Below are 16,431 nucleotides of genomic sequence, written 5' to 3'. Positions count from 1 at the left end.
AATACGAAACGACCCCACAGTGCTCTGGGCTATCGCCCACCGGCCCCCGAAACCATCATCCAGATGGACCAAAGGCCGATCATGCACTAACAATCAAATTGGACCACTCAAGTGGGGCGGATCACCCCCAGCAGCCAGGTCAAATTTCTCATTGTTAGGTCCTCTCGATAGTCTACTTAGAATGATCAGTTTTTCTTTGGAAAACCAGTGCTTTCTGTGAAGGCAAACGCATTTGTGGGCCTCTGAGGGAACGCAAAAACGCTCTAGGATTTCGTGATCGATTTCGATCAATGGGATGAAACGTTCCACCTGGTTCTGAACAGCCACCGTTACGACTCGTGCGCGGTCTTTCTGGTCGCGGAGGCGCCAATGCGCTCGTCACTCCTTCAACTCGGACAGGGCCTGTTCGACAACCCGGTGGCGGGGATCACCCGGTGCAATATCGGAAAGCAGCGTTGAAGCCATTTCATAAGCTGACACCGCATTTTTCTGCTCCCCCAGAACCTTATAGGCGTTCGCCAATTGCAACCACCCATCCAGATCGTCAGGGTTTTCCTCAAGCCGTTCGGCCAGTCGATTCACCATTGAACGGATGAACTCCCCACGATCTTCAGCGCTCATTTCTCCGGCTGCGGCGATGTCTTCGGCTGTTGGACCCGCTCCGCCACTGGCCATCGGGGCGTAGTCCGTCAGAGCAATTGGGTCACGTCCTAGTGTTTGTGCAATCTGGTTCGCTTGCGCGACAAAGGCCTCCATCCAGGGTGCAAAGCCGTCAGCGGTTTCCAGATGAGACAATAAGAGCGCATGGGCCGCCGGCTCTTTACCCTCCTGCGCCAATGCCATTGATTTGTAGAAAACACCGGCAGGATTGCTCGGATCCAGCGCGATTGCCCGGTCGATGGCAGTTTCTGCTCTGGGTGTAACGATACCTTGTTCCGCACTGACCAGAGCTTCGGCCAGCATTGAGAAAGCCGCCGAGGTTGCGTCATCACGAATTGCCACAGTCTCGAATGCCGCAGCAGCCTGCGTATAGTCCCCCATTCGGTAATAGGTCTGCCCAAGCAGCATCCAACCTTCCGATGCTCCACCGTTTGGCTCGGATGTCAGGCGAGCGTAGAGCTTGTCCGTGAGTTCGGTGATTTTCTGCTGTTCGGCGCGCTCGGCTTGGCGATCCGCATAGGCAAGACTTGAAATCTCCGGTGATCCCATGATGGCGTAGTATCCAACGGCCACAAGCGGCACGAAGAATGCGGCAAGAAAAAGGGTGCCCCGCCCGCTTGTATTGTCTGCGACCTGTCCAGATGTTGCGCGTCTGGCCGCGGCCAAAATACGTCGCTTGATTTCCTGCTGTGCGGCTGCGGCTTCCGAAGTCGATATCACACGTCGGTCAAGGTCGCGTTGGACCTCGTCCAGCTGATCCACCAGAACTGCAGGCGTTGAATCCAATGCCGCCGACGGCACTTGTCTCTGCCAAAGCAACGGAAAGACAACAAAGCCGACCGACAATACAGTCAACAGCACCATCCATGCGAAAATCATATGTTCTCTCCTGCTTTCTGGTCATCGATGAACTGTTTGATTTCGTGTTCCTCGGCTTTACTCAGCGCGCGCGGAACAGGCCGTTTTCTCCTGCGCAGCAAGGTCGCCAAACCGACGCCCAGGGCCATCACCAGCATCGCCGGGGGTGCAAACCACAAGACGTAGGTTCTCGTGTTCAAAGGAGGTTTAAGCAGGACATAGTCCCCATAGCGTGCCTGAATGAAGGCCAAGGCCTCGTCGTTGCTGTCCCCGGCGACAATGCGTTCACGGACCAGCAAGCGTAGGTCCCGCGCCACTCCTGCGTTTGAACTGTCTATGTCCTGGTTCAGACACACGACGCAACGAAGCCCCTTTGACACCTCACGGGCGCGTGCCTCCAACACTTGGTCATCCAGTATCTCGTCAGGCTCGACGGCCAGCGCAGCCATCGGTATGGCCATCGCAAAGAGAAGAACAAAAAGTCTCAGCATCACAGATCCTCTCTGAGCAATGAGCCCGCCTGCACCAGGGCTTCGCGAAATTTACCGACGGCAACCTCTCCCACGACCGGGCCGACATACCTGTAGAGCACAGTGCCATCGGGGCTGACGATGAACGTCTCCGGCACACCGGAAATCCCCCACTCGATCCCTGCACGCCCCGAAATGTCAGAGCCAATGCGCGCGTAAGGGTTTCCGAGTTCGGTCAACCACCGTGCGGCGTCCTCAGGCTCGTCTTTGTAGTTGATGCCAAAAAGGCGGATGCCGTCCCGCTCGACCAGACTGGTCAGCACCGCATGTTCTGCACGGCATGGCACACACCAGGATGCGAAAACATTCACGACAACAGCTGTTTCAGTGCCAACCAGGTTCGAGCGCGACAAGCCAGGCGTTTCCACGCCCGCAACCGGTTCTAAATCAAAATCCGGCGCAGGTTGTGCGATCAACACGGACGGGACTTCGTTCGGATCCCGATCCGGGTTCAGGCCCCAAAGGAAAAAGCCGCCAAAAACGACCGCAACCAGGAGTGGCAGGAATGCCAGTATTCGCTTCATGACTATTCCGCCGGAGTTGAGAGCGCGGAGGTCGCGCGTGTGCGTTTTGGTGCGCCAATTCGAAGCCGCCGATCTGACAGGGACAATGCGCCCCCCAGGATTAGAAACGTGCTTCCCAACCAGATGAAATTGACGAAAGGCTCATACAGAATGCGCAGGGTCCAAGCGCCACTCAGCCCTGCGTCTTCTGACGCCGGTTCGGCGATCGAGGCATAGAGATCCCCCGCAAGAGTGGAGCGAATGGCGCTTTCTGTTGTTGAGCTTTCAGCAATCGGATAATACCGCCTCTCAGGGAATAGTGTTGTAATGCTCTCCCCGTTTCGCGTGACATCCAGCGTGCCGCGGTCTGCAAAGTAGTTTGGACCACGTACGCGCTCAACGCCTTCAAAGGTCACTTCGAACCCGGCAATCTCGATTGTTGATCCTGGGGCCACAAATACAACCTCTTCAACCTTCCAGGCGCTTGAGCCGATAAAGCCGAACATTGCAACCGCAAGCCCTGCATGGGCCATTGTCATTCCATGCGACGCGCGTGGCAGGTTTCGGGCCCGACGCAGTGCTTCGGAAATAGGTACATCGAACAACCGGATGCGCATTGCCCATTCCCGTAATGTTGCAAGCAAAAGCCAGGTGGCCAACAAGATCGACAGATGCGCTAGAAGCGGCCCACCTTCCTGAAGATACCAAAGCACCAGCGTTGCGATGATCGACGCCAGCGCGACAAACCGCACGCGTTGCAAAACACCTGCCAAGTCAGCGCGCTTCCAGCTTAGGAAAGGGCCCACCCCCATGAACAGCACGAGAGGCAGCATCATGGGGATAAAGGTTGCGTTGAAGAAAGGCGCACCGACTGAAATCTTTTCCCCGGTGACGGCTTCAAGAAACAACGGGTAGAGCGTGCCGAACAGCACTGTTCCTGTCGCCGCGCCAAGGATCAAGTTGTTTACCAGCAAACCGGCTTCGCGGCTGATCGGCTTGAAAACCCCGCCGGCTTCCATCATTGGCGCGCGCCATGCGTAGAGCGCCAGTGAACCGCCGATAGACAGGGCAAGCAGAAACAGAATGTACAGTCCACGCTCCGGATCAACGGCAAAGGCATGGACCGAGGTCAAAAGCCCAGAGCGGACCACGAAGGTTCCCAACAAGGAAAGAGAGAATGTCAGGATCGCCAACAAGATCGTCCAGCTTTTGAACGCATCGCGTTTTTCGGTAACGATCGCAGAATGAAGCAGCGCAGTGCCAAGCAGCCAGGGCATGAAACTGACATTTTCGACCGGGTCCCAGAACCACCAGCCGCCCCAGCCGAGTTCGTAATATGCCCACCACGAACCAAGCACGATACCGGCCGTCAAGCTCATCCAGGCCGCGAGGGTCCATGGGCGAACCCATCGAGCCCAAGCCGCATCGACCCGTCCCTCCAGCAAGGCGGCAACCGCGAAGGAAAAGACGATCGAGAATCCGACATAGCCCAGGTAGAGGAACGGCGGGTGCAAAGCGAGACCCACGTCCTGCAAGAGCGGATTCAGATCGTTGCCGTCTGCAGGCGGCGGAAACACACGCGTGAACGGGTTTGAGGTGAAAAGCATGAAGGAAAAGAAACCGGTGCTGATCCACGCCTGCACAGCGAGAGTACGGGCTTTCAAAGGATCAGGTATATTGGAGCCAAACAAGGAAACGCCTGCGCCGAACAGGGTCAGGATCAACACCCAGAGCAAAAGAGACCCCTCGTGGCTGCCCCAGGTTCCGGCAATCTTGTAGAGCATGGGTTTCAGCGAATGAGAATTCGATGCCACGTTGACCACGGTAAAATCGCTAATGATGAAACTGCGCATCAGGGCGCCGAATGCAAGCCCGACCAATACGAGCTGTCCAATCGAGGTCGCGCGTGCAGACTGCATCCAGAGCAGCTTTCCACGATTAGCCCCGATCAAGGGGACTACGCTTTGGATCAACGCCAGCGCAAAAGCGAGTGCCAGGGCAAAGTGGCCGATTTCGGGTGTCATGTTGCGATCCTGATGATGCGGGGAAATAAGTCGCTCTCACCCTCTGAAGGGTGAGAGCTTTCCGGTGAAGTCAGTCTTCGAGTGCAGCTTTGCGCTTGCGGAACTCGTCCTCGTCCAGGTCCCCTTTTGCAAAGCGGGATTTGAGGATGTCCATTGCATCCGAAGTTGCACCTCCACCGGGGCGGTCACCGGCGAACCAACGCACCGCCACCACGATCAGGACGATGATCACGCCCCAAAAGGCCAACATCATAAGTCCACCAAACATTCCGTATCCTCCTCCCCAAGTCAAATGGCCAAACCCTCGGCCCCAATCATTCGCGCCATCTGCATGGGCGACATTTGTCGCAACCAAAGCCGCAAGGGTCGTTAAACTGAGTTTCATGATCATGCTGGCCTCCTTTCATTGATTAGTCGTTCGCGAAAGGGATCGCGATCGTTGCCCGCAGCCCCCCCTCATCTCGGTTTGAAAGTGAAATATCGCCGCCGTGGGCGCGAATGATCGTCCTGGCGATGGACAAGCCCAACCCGTGCCCCCCGGTCTCCAGGGATCGTGATTGTTCAAGGCGAAAAAACGGGTCAAAGACGCGTTCCAGTTCCGGAGCGGGAATGCCGGGGCCGTCATCATCTACAGTAATGATGAATTCGTCGGTTCGACCCCTATGGGAAACGCGAGTCGCACCACCATAACGATCAGCATTTTCGATGACATTGCGTAGAGCGCGTCTCAGGGCATGAGGGCGAATCCGTGCCTCGACAGAAGGCCCCACCTCCAGGTCGAAAGGTGTCATCATGTCCGATTTCAGGGCTTCAAGGAACTCGCCGATGTCTACATTCTCGGGCTCCTCAGATCCGGCAAGCCCGCGGGCAAAAGTCAGTGTGGCTTCTACCATGGACTGCATTTCTTCAACGGAGGCCACAAGACTGTCGCGGGTTTCATCGTCATCAACCATTTCGGCTCGCACACGCATGGCCGTAAGTGGGGATCGAAGATCATGCCCCAGGGCGGCCAAAAGTCGGGTTCGATCTGCCACGAACCGGGTCAGGCGGTCCTGCATGCGGTTGAAAGTCGAGGTCAGGTCACGCACTTCGGTCGGTCCAACCATCGGCAAGTCCGCAATGTCTTCGCCCCGTCCCAGTCGGTCTGCCGCCCCAACCAGTCGCCGCAATGGGCCAGTCAACCGGGTCATCAGGAACCAGAAGACCACGACCAAGATCACTGCCGCAGACAGCGCAAAAGTTAACATCGAATAGACAGGCCACTGGATTGGCGGCCGTTCGAAACGGGTTCCAACATTCAGCCACTGTCCACCCGCGATCGCAATGGACAGGTTCATCTCGACCGCCGAAAGCTCGCCGCGCATCATCGCCATATGCATCTCGGCCATTTCCTGCGAAAGGTGCGGGAGCGGGAGTATCTGCCCTTCAATTTCGTGTAGTTCGACCCGGATGTCGCGACTATAGCCATCATCCAGGAGCGCGCGGATGCGCCCCTCGACCAAGCCACCATCCGAATGGTCGGTGTGTTGCACGATCGGCTCCTTTGCCAGGTCAAAACGCACAAGTGGCGAATTGGCGGCACGTAAGATCGACATGCGTAATTCTTCCGGAGCTTCTTCGATCAGACGCGCTACATTGGCGGAGCGTCCGGCAGCCTCAAATCCAAGTGCTGCCCGAACTGCCAGGCTACGTTCATCGGCGAAAAGCCATAAGCTGATAAGCTGGGCGCCGGTCAATGCCGCTACCACCAACAAAGCCAGTTGAACCCGTAGGGTGTGAAAGGGTCCCAATGTCATTCCGTCACCTCTACATCGACTGAGAGGCAATACCCGCCATTGCGTATCGTCTTGATGATTTTTGGTCGCAGGATGTCGGGCTCTATCTTGCGACGAAGTCGGCTGATTTGGTTGTCAATCGTGCGGTCCAAAGGACCGGCTGCCCGGCCTGCTGCCAGATCCAATAGCTGGTCGCGGCTGAGGATCACCCGAGGACGCTCAAGGAGCACCAGCAGCAGCTTGAAATCTGCACTTGTCAGCGCAGTTTCGTCACTGTCGCCTCCCAGCAGAACCTGACGGTCGACATCCAAGGCAAGATGCGCAAATCGCACGGTCTTACCAGCCAGGTCACCCGCCATGGTTTCAGCCTGCGGTGCGCGACGTAACACCGCCTTGATCCGTGCCAGCAACTCGCGCGGGTTAAACGGCTTCGCGATATAATCATCAGCGCCAATCTCCAATCCCACGATGCGATCGGTTTCCTCGCCCAATGCAGTCAGCATTATTATCGGAATGCTCTTGTCAGCAGCGAGGCGCTGGCAGACCGATAGTCCACTTTCACCCGGCATCATCACGTCTAAAACCATCAAATCGAAATGCCCTTTGGCCAGTTTCGCATCCATTTCCTGTGCGTCCTTGGCGGATGTGGCCCGCAAGCCGTTTTTCTCCAGAAAGCGGGTCACGCTGTCACGGATCTGCTGGTGATCGTCAACGACGAGGATATGTGGCGGGTTCGACATGTTCTCTTTCTAAGTCATCAATGGAGGGGTGGTCAGACCCATTTTTGTCACCGATTGTATCAACAGCCGGGCATTGCGACAGACGGTTACAATCCGGATGATGCACACCCTTCTATTTCGAATTCTTATGCCGATGTGAATGAGGCAAAGAAACGAAAAGAGAGGCTACGATGTCCAAGATAACAAATACCACACTCGCCATCACCCTGATCGTCACCACGACAGGCGCCGCGCTTGCCGATGCAGGTCACCACAGTGGTGGTAAAGCCGGGTCGGAGAAGGCCGCGACCCAGAGCCCTGGGGCAATGGGGGGAGGCGCGGGACAAATGGGCATGATGGGCGGCAGCCATCACGACATGATGCAAGGCATGATGAAAATGATGATGCAGATGCACGGCGGGATGATGGGCGGAGGCATGGGTGCCGCTGGACCGATGGGTCTGATGGATCAGGACATGATGTCCCTCATGCGTGGGTCGATGATGGGTCAATTTGATGCTGACGCGGATGGCGATGGCGCCATGTCCGGGGATGAAGCACATGGTCAACTGCAGGCGATGCACGCTGACGCTGACACAGACGGGGATGGGGTGCTGACCCTGGAGGAATTCGAAGTTCTGCACGGTGAAATGATCCGGGCGATGATGGTTGATCGGTTCCAGCACCTGGACACAGACGGAGATGGCATGGTGACAACTGGAGAAATGACGGCGCCGGCTGACCGCATGAACATGCGCCCCTCGGCCGAACAGATGATGGGTGACGAAATGGGCACTCAGGACAACTGAGCCGCTCCATTGGGTGACGCCATTAGGGTGCATCCAACGCCCCGGCTGACATCACAGATCCCCAGGGTCGGTCGGGGCATTTTTTCAAAAGGAGAAATACGATGACATACACGTTCAACCGGCTGCTGTCTGGTGTGACCATTGATGATGCAGACATGCGGGTGCGTGATGCTCTCGGCGAGCAAGGGTTCGGCGTTCTGACCGAAATCGACGTCAAAGCCACGATGAAAAAGAAGATCGACGTGGATATGGACGGCTACCGCATCCTGGGCGCGTGCAACCCCAACATGGCCCACCAGGCCATCGGATTGGAGCCGCGTATAGGGGCGATGCTGCCTTGCAACGTCATTCTGCGTCAAGTGGACGGCGGCACCGAAGTCAGCTCAATCGACCCGGTCGCATCCATGGCGGCCGTTGAAAACAGCGGTTTGCACGCCGTGGCTGGCGAAGTTCGCGACATGCTGCGCACGGCGATTGAAGCCGCGTGACTCCGTTTGAAGGGAGCAGAAGATGTTACTGACCCGTCGTCACACCGTGACTCTCCTGGCATTCTTGCCGGTTCAAGCGCTCGCGACCACCGCCGTGGCCCAGGGCCGCGATGTCTGGACTGCAGCCGAAGCGCTCGAGGCCCTTTTACGGGACCGAATTCGGATGCTTGATATCCGCTCGTCAGAGGAATGGCAGGAGACTGGCGTTGCTCAAGGTGCTTGGCCTGTGAGCCTGCATGATGAACGTTTCCCGGAGCGATTGTTTGCGGCGCAAGACCTGGCCGAAACCCGCGCTGTTGCCTTGATTTGCGCGACAGGTGGCCGGTCCGGCGCCGTGATGACCAACCTGCGCAAGTCCGGATATGACAGTTTTATCGATGTGTCAGAAGGCATGCTTGGGTCACGCCAAGGCCCCGGTTGGATCAAGGCTGGTCTGCCCATCGTCACCGCTCAAGAGGCAATCTCAGCATTGCCATCCACCCTCAAGCTGTGAGCGGAGGGTGGATGGCATGAGACGTCGAACTTTCCTTGGGGGCCTATCTGCCAGCGCTTTGGCTACGGGGACTGCGTCCTTGTCCTTTGGCCAAGTGGCAGCAAAGCGGTTGACCATGCCTCCGCTCCTGGACGCCACGTCTTCAGGGCAAGTTCGATTGGAGGCACAAAAGGGGCGAACCGCGTTTGTCGGTTCGTCCCGCGCCGACACTTGGGGGTTCAACCAGCCCTTCCTGGGTCCGACATTGCGGATGTCGACCGGGCGTGCAACCCAAGTTGATGTCCTCAATTCGCTCGACGAAGAGATTTCGGTGCATTGGCACGGGCTTCTTGTTCCAGGCACGGTCGATGGCGGCCCCCATCAGACAGTTGCCCCGGCAACAACTTGGTCACCCGAACTCGAGTTAACACAGCCAGCAGCGACGGCTTGGTATCATTCCCACATCCACGGTGCTACTGCCCGTCAGGTTCAAATGGGTTTGGCAGGTGTGCTTCAGATTGACGACGGCCAGGATGATGCGCGTGGGCTGCCTTCTCAATATGGTGTCGATGATCTGACCTTGGTTTTGCAGGATCGGCGGTTTTCCCGGCGGGGAGAGATTGATCTTTCTCTCACCATGCCTGACCGCATGATGGGGTTTCTTGGCGATACGATCCTGGTCAATGGCCAGGTTGGGACCATGGCTGTTGTACCCAAAGGGCTGGTCCGTCTTCGTCTTCTGAACGGGTCAAACGCGCGTATCTATACGCTTGCATTATCGGATGGGCGACCCATGTATCTTGTCGCCACGGACAGTGGTTACCTGGACAAGCCGACCCGATTGTCGAAGCTGCGTCTCTCCCCCGGCGAGCGTTTTGAGGTGCTGGTTGATTTTTCAGATGCACGCGATGTCACGCTGACGTCTGAACACAACCCCAATACCGGGATGATGGGTGGCATGATGGGAGGCCGGCGCCAGCAAAGCGGCCGTTTTTCCGTGTTGCCGTTTACTGTCGACCCCACCCTTCCCACGCGTATCACAAGACAGCCCGACGACCTCGGTGGCTGCCGCCCAAACGGTGATGCCGCAAACGCGATCTGGCGGCGTCTTTCGTTGGATATGCCCATGGGCATGGGAATGATGTTTGGTCGTTCCGGTCGGCGCTTCTCTATAAACGGGAATGCGTTTGCGATGGACCGGATCGATTTCCGCGTGACCCAAGGGGCTGTTGAGCGTTGGACGGTCAAAGCGGATATGATGATGCACCCGTTTCATGTGCATGGCGTCAAGTTTCAGGTCTTGTCAGAAAACGGCCGTGCACCGCAACGTCAGAATACTGGTTGGAAAGACACTGTTCTGGTCAATGGTTCGGTCGATCTGTTGATCCGCTTCGACCAGCCTGCCCCGGCTAATGCCCCCTTCATGTACCACTGCCATATCCTCGAACATGAAGACGGCGGGATGATGGGCCAGTTTACTGTCGGCTGAGTGGGCCAACATTGAGCCGCGTCCAATGGACTTAATCGGGATGCTCGAGATGCCAGAAAGGAGACCGACAATATCATTCGTGCCCGCTGTCGCCTTGCTAAGCGCCTTGGGGCTCATCGGGTATTGGGTTTGGTATTCCCCAGAATGGTTGCAAGTCGATGCGCAGGCTGTTGCCCGATGGGTCGAAGGCCTTGGCCCATTTGGTCCACTGGCAATCATAGCCCTCATGACGCTCGCAGTTGTAGCAAGCCCCATTCCAAGCGCGCCCATCGCCCTGGCAGCAGGCGCAGCCTTCGGGCAAATTGCTGGTACACTCTATGTGGCAATTGGGGCTGAAACGGGGGCCTTGGCGGCGTTTGGGATCGCCCGCGTCTTGGGTCGAAACACGGTCGACAAGCTTCTTGGTCCCCGGGCAGTAACGGGTCTGTTTGGATCGCAAAATGCGTTGACTCTCGCTGTATTTGTAAGCCGCTTGCTGCCGTTCGTATCCTTTGATGTGATAAGTTATGCCGCTGGTTTGAGCCGGATTCACTCGTGGCGGTTCATCCTTGCTACACTGGCAGGCATTCTCCCAGCAAGTTTTGCCTTGGCCTATCTGGGCGACGAAGCCATGTCGGGAACGTTCAGTTCTGCCGCCTGGGTTGCCATTGGTCTTGGCCTCCTGACGGCCACGCCAATCCTCGTTGTGGCGCTGCGCCACAAGTCTGGCACTGTTCCCCCCTCCCCCCAATTGGAAGATCCGAAATGAACCTCGCCGCCATCCCCTTCCCCGATATCTCACCCGAGATTTTTTCCATCGAGATCGGGTCCCTGACTTTTGCCCTCAGGTGGTATGCGCTTGCCTATATTGCCGGATTGCTGCTGGGATGGCAGCTCTGTGTCCGGCTTATTCGAAACGTTGAGTTTTGGCCGGATCAAACTCCGCCTATGACATCTCAGCAGCTGGAACAGCTGCTGAATTGGGTAGTTGTTGGTGTAATTCTGGGTGGCCGGCTTGGTTTCGTGCTGTTCTATCAACCCGACTATTATCTGGCGCGGCCTTTGGAAATCCTCAAAGTGTGGCAGGGTGGAATGTCCTTCCATGGCGGGTTTTTGGGCGTATCGGTTGCGGCGCTGGTGTTCGCTTTGCGCAACCGGTTGGAGATCCTCGGTTTGGCCGATCTTCTAGCGCTTTCGGCCCCGATCGGCCTGCTTCTGGGGCGGGTCGCAAATTTCATAAACGCCGAACTTTGGGGGCGCCCGACCACCCTTCCCTGGGGCGTCGTCTTCCCGGGCGAGGCCGCCCAATCTTGCACCGGAGCAATAGGTTTGTGCGCCCGGCACCCGTCTCAGATTTATGAAGCCGCGTTGGAGGGGTTGGGGTTGGGGGCGGTTCTACTGACCCTCGCCCTGCGTCGCAAATGGTTGCACAGCCCTGGTGCTCTGACCGGAATGTTCCTTGCGGGCTATGGATCCGCACGCTTTCTGGTCGAGTTCGTCCGCCAACCCGATATGCAATTTGTTACGGAAGAAAACCCGATTGGTCATGCACTGCATTTCGGCACTGGGGGACTGACCATGGGGCAAATTCTCTCCCTGCCCATGATCCTGACCGGAGTCGCTCTGATCTGGTGGGTCCGATCGGACCGGGCCAACCGGAAGCCGAAAAAACATGTCGAAATGGGTTGATCCTACCCCCACGGGAACCCCCACGCTTGTCGCATAGATTGGAGAAAACGATGTCAAATAAAACCGATCATCACCACGATCACCAGCATCATGACGCGGATCCTGAAGGGCAACCTGGTTCCGTGTCGACTGCTGTTGACCCTGTCTGCGGTATGAGCGTGGAGGTGACACAGGACACGCTCTCTAAGGATCTGGAGGGGGAAACCTACTACTTCTGTTCGGACCGCTGTCTTACCCAGTTCAAAACCGATCCTTGGCTTTACGCCTTTAGCGGCGGTGCGGATGGCAGAATGCATGAAGGCGCGCCTGGCGCTTCAACCACTCCGGTCGCTCCGGGCACAAAATGGACCTGCCCGATGCATCCGGAAATCATCCGAGATGAACCCGGATCCTGTCCGATCTGCGGGATGGCCTTGGAAACCGTTTTGCCCTCAGAAGAACAAAACGAAGAATTGACTGATTTCACTCGTCGCATGTGGATCAGTTCCGCTGCGGCGGTACCTCTGGTCATTCTCACAATGGGCGAGCTTGTCGGATTGCCTGTGCGGGATTGGGTCGGCCATCAGCTGGCAACATATGTCGAGTTCCTGATTGCCACCCCAATTATCCTTTGGGCGGCGCAACCGTTTTTTGCCCGAGGTGTTGAGTCAATACGAAACCGGTCACCGAATATGTGGACCTTGATCGCGCTTGGGGTTGGGGCAGCCTATGTTTACTCCCTATTCGCTACATTCCTGCCAAACCTGTTCCCTGACCAGTACAGAACCAAAGGTGGGGTCGGCACCTACTACGAGGCCGCTGTTGTCATCATCGCGCTTGTTTTTGTCGGTCAGGTCCTGGAACTTCGCGCGCGCGAACGCACCGGGGATGCGATCCGTGCTCTGCTCGATTTGGCACCAAAAATGGCGCGGGTCATTCTGCCCGATGGACTGGAGCGGGATGTGCCTCTTGAGCAGGTCGTTGTCGGAGATTTGCTGCGGGTTCGGCTGTCCGTCGTCAGAGTTTTTGGGCCAGATTGCGGCCTGATCTAAGAGAGGATCTGGCTCATCTGGTTTGTCTGATTATGCGGCGGATTTGCGGTGAAGCAAGCGTCGCGTTTCGATGGTCTTCCGTTTGATCCTTTCTCGTTGTTTCAGAATGGTCTGGCCGCGCCCGAAGTAGACATCGGCCGGGGTAAGATTCTGCAGGCTCTCGTGGTAACGCCGGTGATTGTAGTGATCGACAAAGGCGTCGATCTGCCGTCGGAGATCGCCGGGCAGGTAGTAGTTCTCCAGCAGGATGCGGTTCTTGAGCGTCTGGTGCCATCGCTCGATCTTGCCCTGGGTTTGCGGGTGATACGGTGCGCCACGGACGTGATCCATCTTCTGATCCTCAAGCCAATCAGCCAATTCACCAGAGATATAACTCGACCCGTTATCCGAGAGCAGGCGCGGCTTGTGCAGCACGGTTGCCTGATCGCAACCCGAAGCCTGCAGGGCCAGGTCCAGCGTGTCGGTGACGTCGCCCGACTTCATCGTCGTGCAAAGCTTCCAGGCGATGATGTAGCGGCTGAAGTCGTCGAGGATGGTGGACAGGTAGAACCAGCCCCAGCCGATCACTTTCAGATACGTGAAGTCGGCTTGCCACAGCTGGTTCGGTCGCGTCGTCTTGTCCTGGAACTCGTCGGCCGCCGACACCACCACATAGGCCGGGCTGGTGATAAGGTCATAAGACTTGAGGATGCGATAGACGGAAGCCTCTGACACAAAATACTTTTCTGTGTCGGTGAACTGCACTGCCAACTCGCGCGGCGACAGATCGCTTTCCTTCAGGGCCAGGTCCTTGATCTTCTCGCGCACCGGCTCGGGAATGCGGTTCCAGACCCGTGACGGCCTGGGGCTGCGATCCTCAAGCGCTTCTGGCCCACCCGACAGATACCGATCATACCAGCGATAGAAGGTGGTTCTGGGGATGCCCAGCTTGTCCAGCGTTCGCTTGGTCGGCAGGTGGGACTGCTCAACCAGCCGGATGATCTCCAGTTTCTCAGGGGCGGGATACCTCATTCGTCGTCGCCCCCATCCCCGAGCATGCTTTTTTTGAGAAGGCGCAGCTCCAGGGCCTGCTCGGCCACGACTTCCTTCAGGTCACGGGCCTCACGACGCAGATCCTTGACCTCGGTCGACGTCGCAGCACGCGCCGTGTCGCCCGCTAGGCGCTTCTTCCCAGCCTCGAGGAACTCCTTGGACCAGCTGTAATACAGGCTCTGGGCAATGCCCTCGCGCCGACACAGTTCGGCAATGCTGTCTTCGCCCTTCAGGCCATCCAGCACGATCCTGATCTTCTCTTCCGCCGAATACTGTTTGCGGGTGGCCCGGCGGATGTCCTTAACGACCTTCTCGCCGTAGCTCTGTTTGGTTCCGGGTTTCTGTCTCATCTTCACTCCTTGGTGGTTACGATGAGCCAGAAACCCTCTCTTATCAATTCAGCCTAATCTGTCCCATTGGCGCTGACGTCACACACTGCGCTGGACAATTCGCATGCTGCTCTGGTTTCCGTTCAACGCACCGGGTGCACCTGGATATGAAGTTCGAGCAACACGTGAGGGTGACGACATCCTCACCCATTTCACGCATTGTCCGCCGCAATCCTTCGCGCGCCGGCTTTCCGAGGAGATCAATGACCCAAAGGTTCTCGAGGTATTCAGGCGAAGCTGGTGCACCTATGATTGGCTAGGAGCCGATCTGATCGCTGGCGATGGATGCCGTGGCCACTACCGACGGAAGCAAACGCTATCACATGGTGACCCCGTCTGTGACATGTGCTGGGCGGCCCGAGTGGACCAGAGCGCTCAGCCGGGCGAAAAGGCGGGCCATCCACGTAAACCCTGAGGTGGCATTATTGAATTGCACCCAACTGAAAACTCGGCGCTGCTTAGGAAAAGCGCATAGGGATAGTTCCTACAGAGTTAGATCAATCATAACACTATGTGGGCATTTCAGGTGTGTCGGCTTAAACTGGCGGAGCGTAGCCACCACCACCGCAAAGTGCTTTGGCGATATATGTCCCAATTATCCGGTATTCGACACTTTCGGGCGCAGAGCCTGCCAGAATTTTAGCCTTATCGATATCCCACATGGTGTCATCTGGTTGGTCAAATTCGCCACATCCGATACCGTCCCTGCCCGGTCACCTCGTGGATCAGGCCCCGAGCTTCCATCCAGGCGAGGTTGCGCTGGAGGGCTGCGCGGCTGGCGCCAGTCAGGGCCTCGGCCATCGGGGCAGAGACGAGGGGCCATTCGGTCAACACGGCGCGCAAGGCTGGTGACGTCTTTCCCGAGAGCGGGGTCATCTCGGCTTCTGCCCGCGCCGCCCAATCTTCGATGTTATCAAGGTGTCGCATCGCGGTCAGGCATGCGGTCTCCATCCCGTCGAGCCAACGTGTCAGGCGCTCAGCCGGCGGCCCACCGGCGCGCAGCCCCCCTGCCCCGCCCATAGCCAGCGGCGCAAAGACCGCCCCCTTGCCCTCGCTGGCCGCAATGCGGGCCGCGGTGACCGCCGCTTCCACCCTGTCGCTTTGCTGCCCGAGGCCCGCTAGGCTCCAGAGGTGAAACCCCATACAGGCCCGCGTGATTGGGTGTAGCTCGGCCGCTGCTGTCATAACATCCAGCCATGCGCCCGCGCGATCTTCGAAGCGCTCGGCATTGTCCTCGGTGTTTTTGGGATCGCGGCGGTCCAGGAAGGCGGCCAAATCGACTATTGGGTCTGGACCACCCTTCAGGCGCCGAACGGCCCATCCGATTCGGGCCAGCGCATTTGGGTCATCCTGGACGCCGGACAATCGCATGGACATCCAAAGCGCCAACCTGTCGGGGCTCACCCGATCTCCTGCAAACCAACTGAAGTCTGCCGCCTCGATCAAGGCGAGCCGATGCCGCCAGCCTTTTGGACCTCGCAGCAAACGCTCATCCAGCGCGCCCAGGCGTCCAGCCACCTTTGCGAGATGCGCAGCACAGCCCGCTTCCGCCTTCGCCCAGTCGTCGATGGCCGAATTATCGGGTGGTTCCGCCCGCGGCCCAGGCGGCAGATAATCCGGTTCTTCTTCAACCGGTCCCGGCAGGAACCAGAGATCGTCTTCCGATGCATCTTCATCCCCCTCAGTGGCGTCGAGAGGGTCGTCAAAATCATCAGGAAAAGTAGATGCTTGTATCTTCATATGTGCAAAATACTAATCTTTTGCACATTACCCAAATGATTTTGGGACCACACGCTACGTACTACATATAGGGGTCTGATGCCGTAGAGTGCAGAATCCTACGCTAAGCTTCGAGAGCTCGTTTTCCGAGATCGCATAGATTGCCGTTGGAAACGACATGCCGGTAGAGTGTGACCGGTTTGATCCCCAGTTCCTCACAGAGTTCAAAAACATGGCGCATCGTACTATCCTCACCGAGCGTCAG

At 57.5% G+C, this 16,431-nt stretch carries 16 protein-coding genes and 1 pseudogene; 8 read left to right on the top strand and 9 right to left on the bottom strand.

Annotated elements, in window-relative coordinates; genetic code table 11:
- Nucleotides 1-378: 378 nt before the first annotated feature.
- The 7 genes from ccmI to MK745_RS19155 form a co-directional block, all read right to left on the bottom strand.
- Complete coding sequence (gene ccmI / locus MK745_RS19185; protein ID WP_243614784.1) at nt 379-1,539, bottom strand: c-type cytochrome biogenesis protein CcmI; 1,161 nt, start codon at nt 1,537-1,539, stop codon at nt 379-381.
- Complete coding sequence (locus tag MK745_RS19180) at nt 1,536-2,009, bottom strand: cytochrome c-type biogenesis protein (RefSeq protein WP_243614783.1); 474 nt, start codon at nt 2,007-2,009, stop codon at nt 1,536-1,538. The genes ccmI and MK745_RS19180 overlap by 4 nt, the downstream gene beginning before the upstream one ends.
- Nucleotides 2,009-2,572 (bottom strand): DsbE family thiol:disulfide interchange protein, encoded by a 564-nt coding sequence (locus MK745_RS19175; protein WP_243614782.1) that lies wholly within the window; start codon nt 2,570-2,572, stop codon nt 2,009-2,011. Before MK745_RS19175 ends, MK745_RS19180 begins: the two co-directional genes overlap by 1 nt.
- 2 nt (nt 2,573-2,574) lie before the next feature.
- Nucleotides 2,575-4,575 carry a heme lyase CcmF/NrfE family subunit gene (locus MK745_RS19170; RefSeq protein ID WP_243614781.1) on the bottom strand — a complete coding sequence of 667 codons (2,001 nt, stop codon included), beginning with the start codon at nt 4,573-4,575 and terminating at the stop codon, nt 2,575-2,577.
- A 70-nt stretch (nt 4,576-4,645) separates the two neighbouring features.
- A complete protein-coding gene (locus tag MK745_RS19165) occupies nt 4,646-4,966 on the bottom strand; it encodes an SHOCT domain-containing protein (RefSeq protein ID WP_243614780.1) in 321 nt (106 codons plus the stop codon).
- 19 nt (nt 4,967-4,985) lie between these two features.
- The gene (locus tag MK745_RS19160; protein WP_243614779.1) at nt 4,986-6,371 is read right to left on the bottom strand and encodes an ATP-binding protein; all 1,386 of its coding nucleotides are present in this window, start codon (nt 6,369-6,371) and stop codon (nt 4,986-4,988) included.
- The gene (locus MK745_RS19155; RefSeq protein WP_089894265.1) at nt 6,368-7,090 is read right to left on the bottom strand and encodes a response regulator; all 723 of its coding nucleotides are present in this window, start codon (nt 7,088-7,090) and stop codon (nt 6,368-6,370) included. The genes MK745_RS19160 and MK745_RS19155 overlap by 4 nt, the downstream gene beginning before the upstream one ends.
- 170 nt (nt 7,091-7,260) lie before the next feature.
- Here MK745_RS19155 and MK745_RS19150 point away from each other — a divergent pair, with 170 nt between their 5' ends.
- The 7 genes and pseudogenes from MK745_RS19150 to MK745_RS19120 all read left to right on the top strand — a co-directional run.
- Nucleotides 7,261-7,878 (top strand): calcium-binding protein, encoded by a 618-nt coding sequence (locus tag MK745_RS19150; RefSeq protein ID WP_243614778.1) that lies wholly within the window; start codon nt 7,261-7,263, stop codon nt 7,876-7,878.
- 101 nt (nt 7,879-7,979) lie between these two features.
- Nucleotides 7,980-8,366 (top strand): DUF302 domain-containing protein, encoded by a 387-nt coding sequence (locus MK745_RS19145; protein WP_242110456.1) that lies wholly within the window; start codon nt 7,980-7,982, stop codon nt 8,364-8,366.
- Between the two features lie 22 nt (nt 8,367-8,388).
- Complete coding sequence (locus tag MK745_RS19140; RefSeq protein WP_243614777.1) at nt 8,389-8,859, top strand: rhodanese-like domain-containing protein; 471 nt, start codon at nt 8,389-8,391, stop codon at nt 8,857-8,859.
- Between the two features lie 115 nt (nt 8,860-8,974).
- A complete protein-coding gene (locus MK745_RS19135) occupies nt 8,975-10,327 on the top strand; it encodes a multicopper oxidase domain-containing protein (protein ID WP_243614776.1) in 1,353 nt (450 codons plus the stop codon).
- A 25-nt stretch (nt 10,328-10,352) separates the two neighbouring features.
- Complete coding sequence (locus MK745_RS19130; protein ID WP_243614775.1) at nt 10,353-11,075, top strand: TVP38/TMEM64 family protein; 723 nt, start codon at nt 10,353-10,355, stop codon at nt 11,073-11,075.
- Nucleotides 11,072-11,995 carry a prolipoprotein diacylglyceryl transferase gene (gene lgt / locus MK745_RS19125; RefSeq protein ID WP_243614774.1) on the top strand — a complete coding sequence of 308 codons (924 nt, stop codon included), beginning with the start codon at nt 11,072-11,074 and terminating at the stop codon, nt 11,993-11,995. Before MK745_RS19130 ends, lgt begins: the two co-directional genes overlap by 4 nt.
- 50 nt (nt 11,996-12,045) lie before the next feature.
- A pseudogene (locus MK745_RS19120) lies at nt 12,046-12,981 on the top strand (heavy metal-binding domain-containing protein); the annotation flags it as partial.
- 75 nt (nt 12,982-13,056) lie between these two features.
- On the opposite strand, the gene MK745_RS19115 reads toward MK745_RS19120, so the two are convergent.
- A protein-coding gene (locus MK745_RS19115) for an IS3 family transposase (protein WP_243614773.1) occupies nt 13,057-14,408 on the bottom strand; the annotation gives its coding sequence in 2 pieces (ribosomal slippage) (nt 13,057-14,072 and nt 14,072-14,408; 1,353 coding nt in all).
- 103 nt (nt 14,409-14,511) lie between these two features.
- Here MK745_RS19115 and MK745_RS19110 point away from each other — a divergent pair.
- Nucleotides 14,512-14,862, top strand: coding sequence for an L-2-amino-thiazoline-4-carboxylic acid hydrolase (locus MK745_RS19110; RefSeq protein ID WP_243614772.1), 351 nt, complete (start codon nt 14,512-14,514; stop codon nt 14,860-14,862).
- Between the two features lie 263 nt (nt 14,863-15,125).
- On the opposite strand, the gene MK745_RS19105 is transcribed toward MK745_RS19110, so the two are convergent.
- Nucleotides 15,126-16,187: a hypothetical protein gene (locus MK745_RS19105; protein ID WP_243614771.1), complete on the bottom strand. Its 1,062-nt coding sequence runs from the start codon at nt 16,185-16,187 to the stop codon at nt 15,126-15,128.
- Nucleotides 16,188-16,431 lie beyond the last annotated feature (244 nt).

Source organism: Shimia aestuarii (assembly GCF_022814865.1).
In the GTDB taxonomy this organism is placed as follows: Bacteria; Pseudomonadota; Alphaproteobacteria; order Rhodobacterales; family Rhodobacteraceae; genus Shimia; species Shimia aestuarii_A.
Note: the sequence above shows the minus strand (reverse complement) of the source record. Positions and strands in the feature narration are given on the sequence as shown.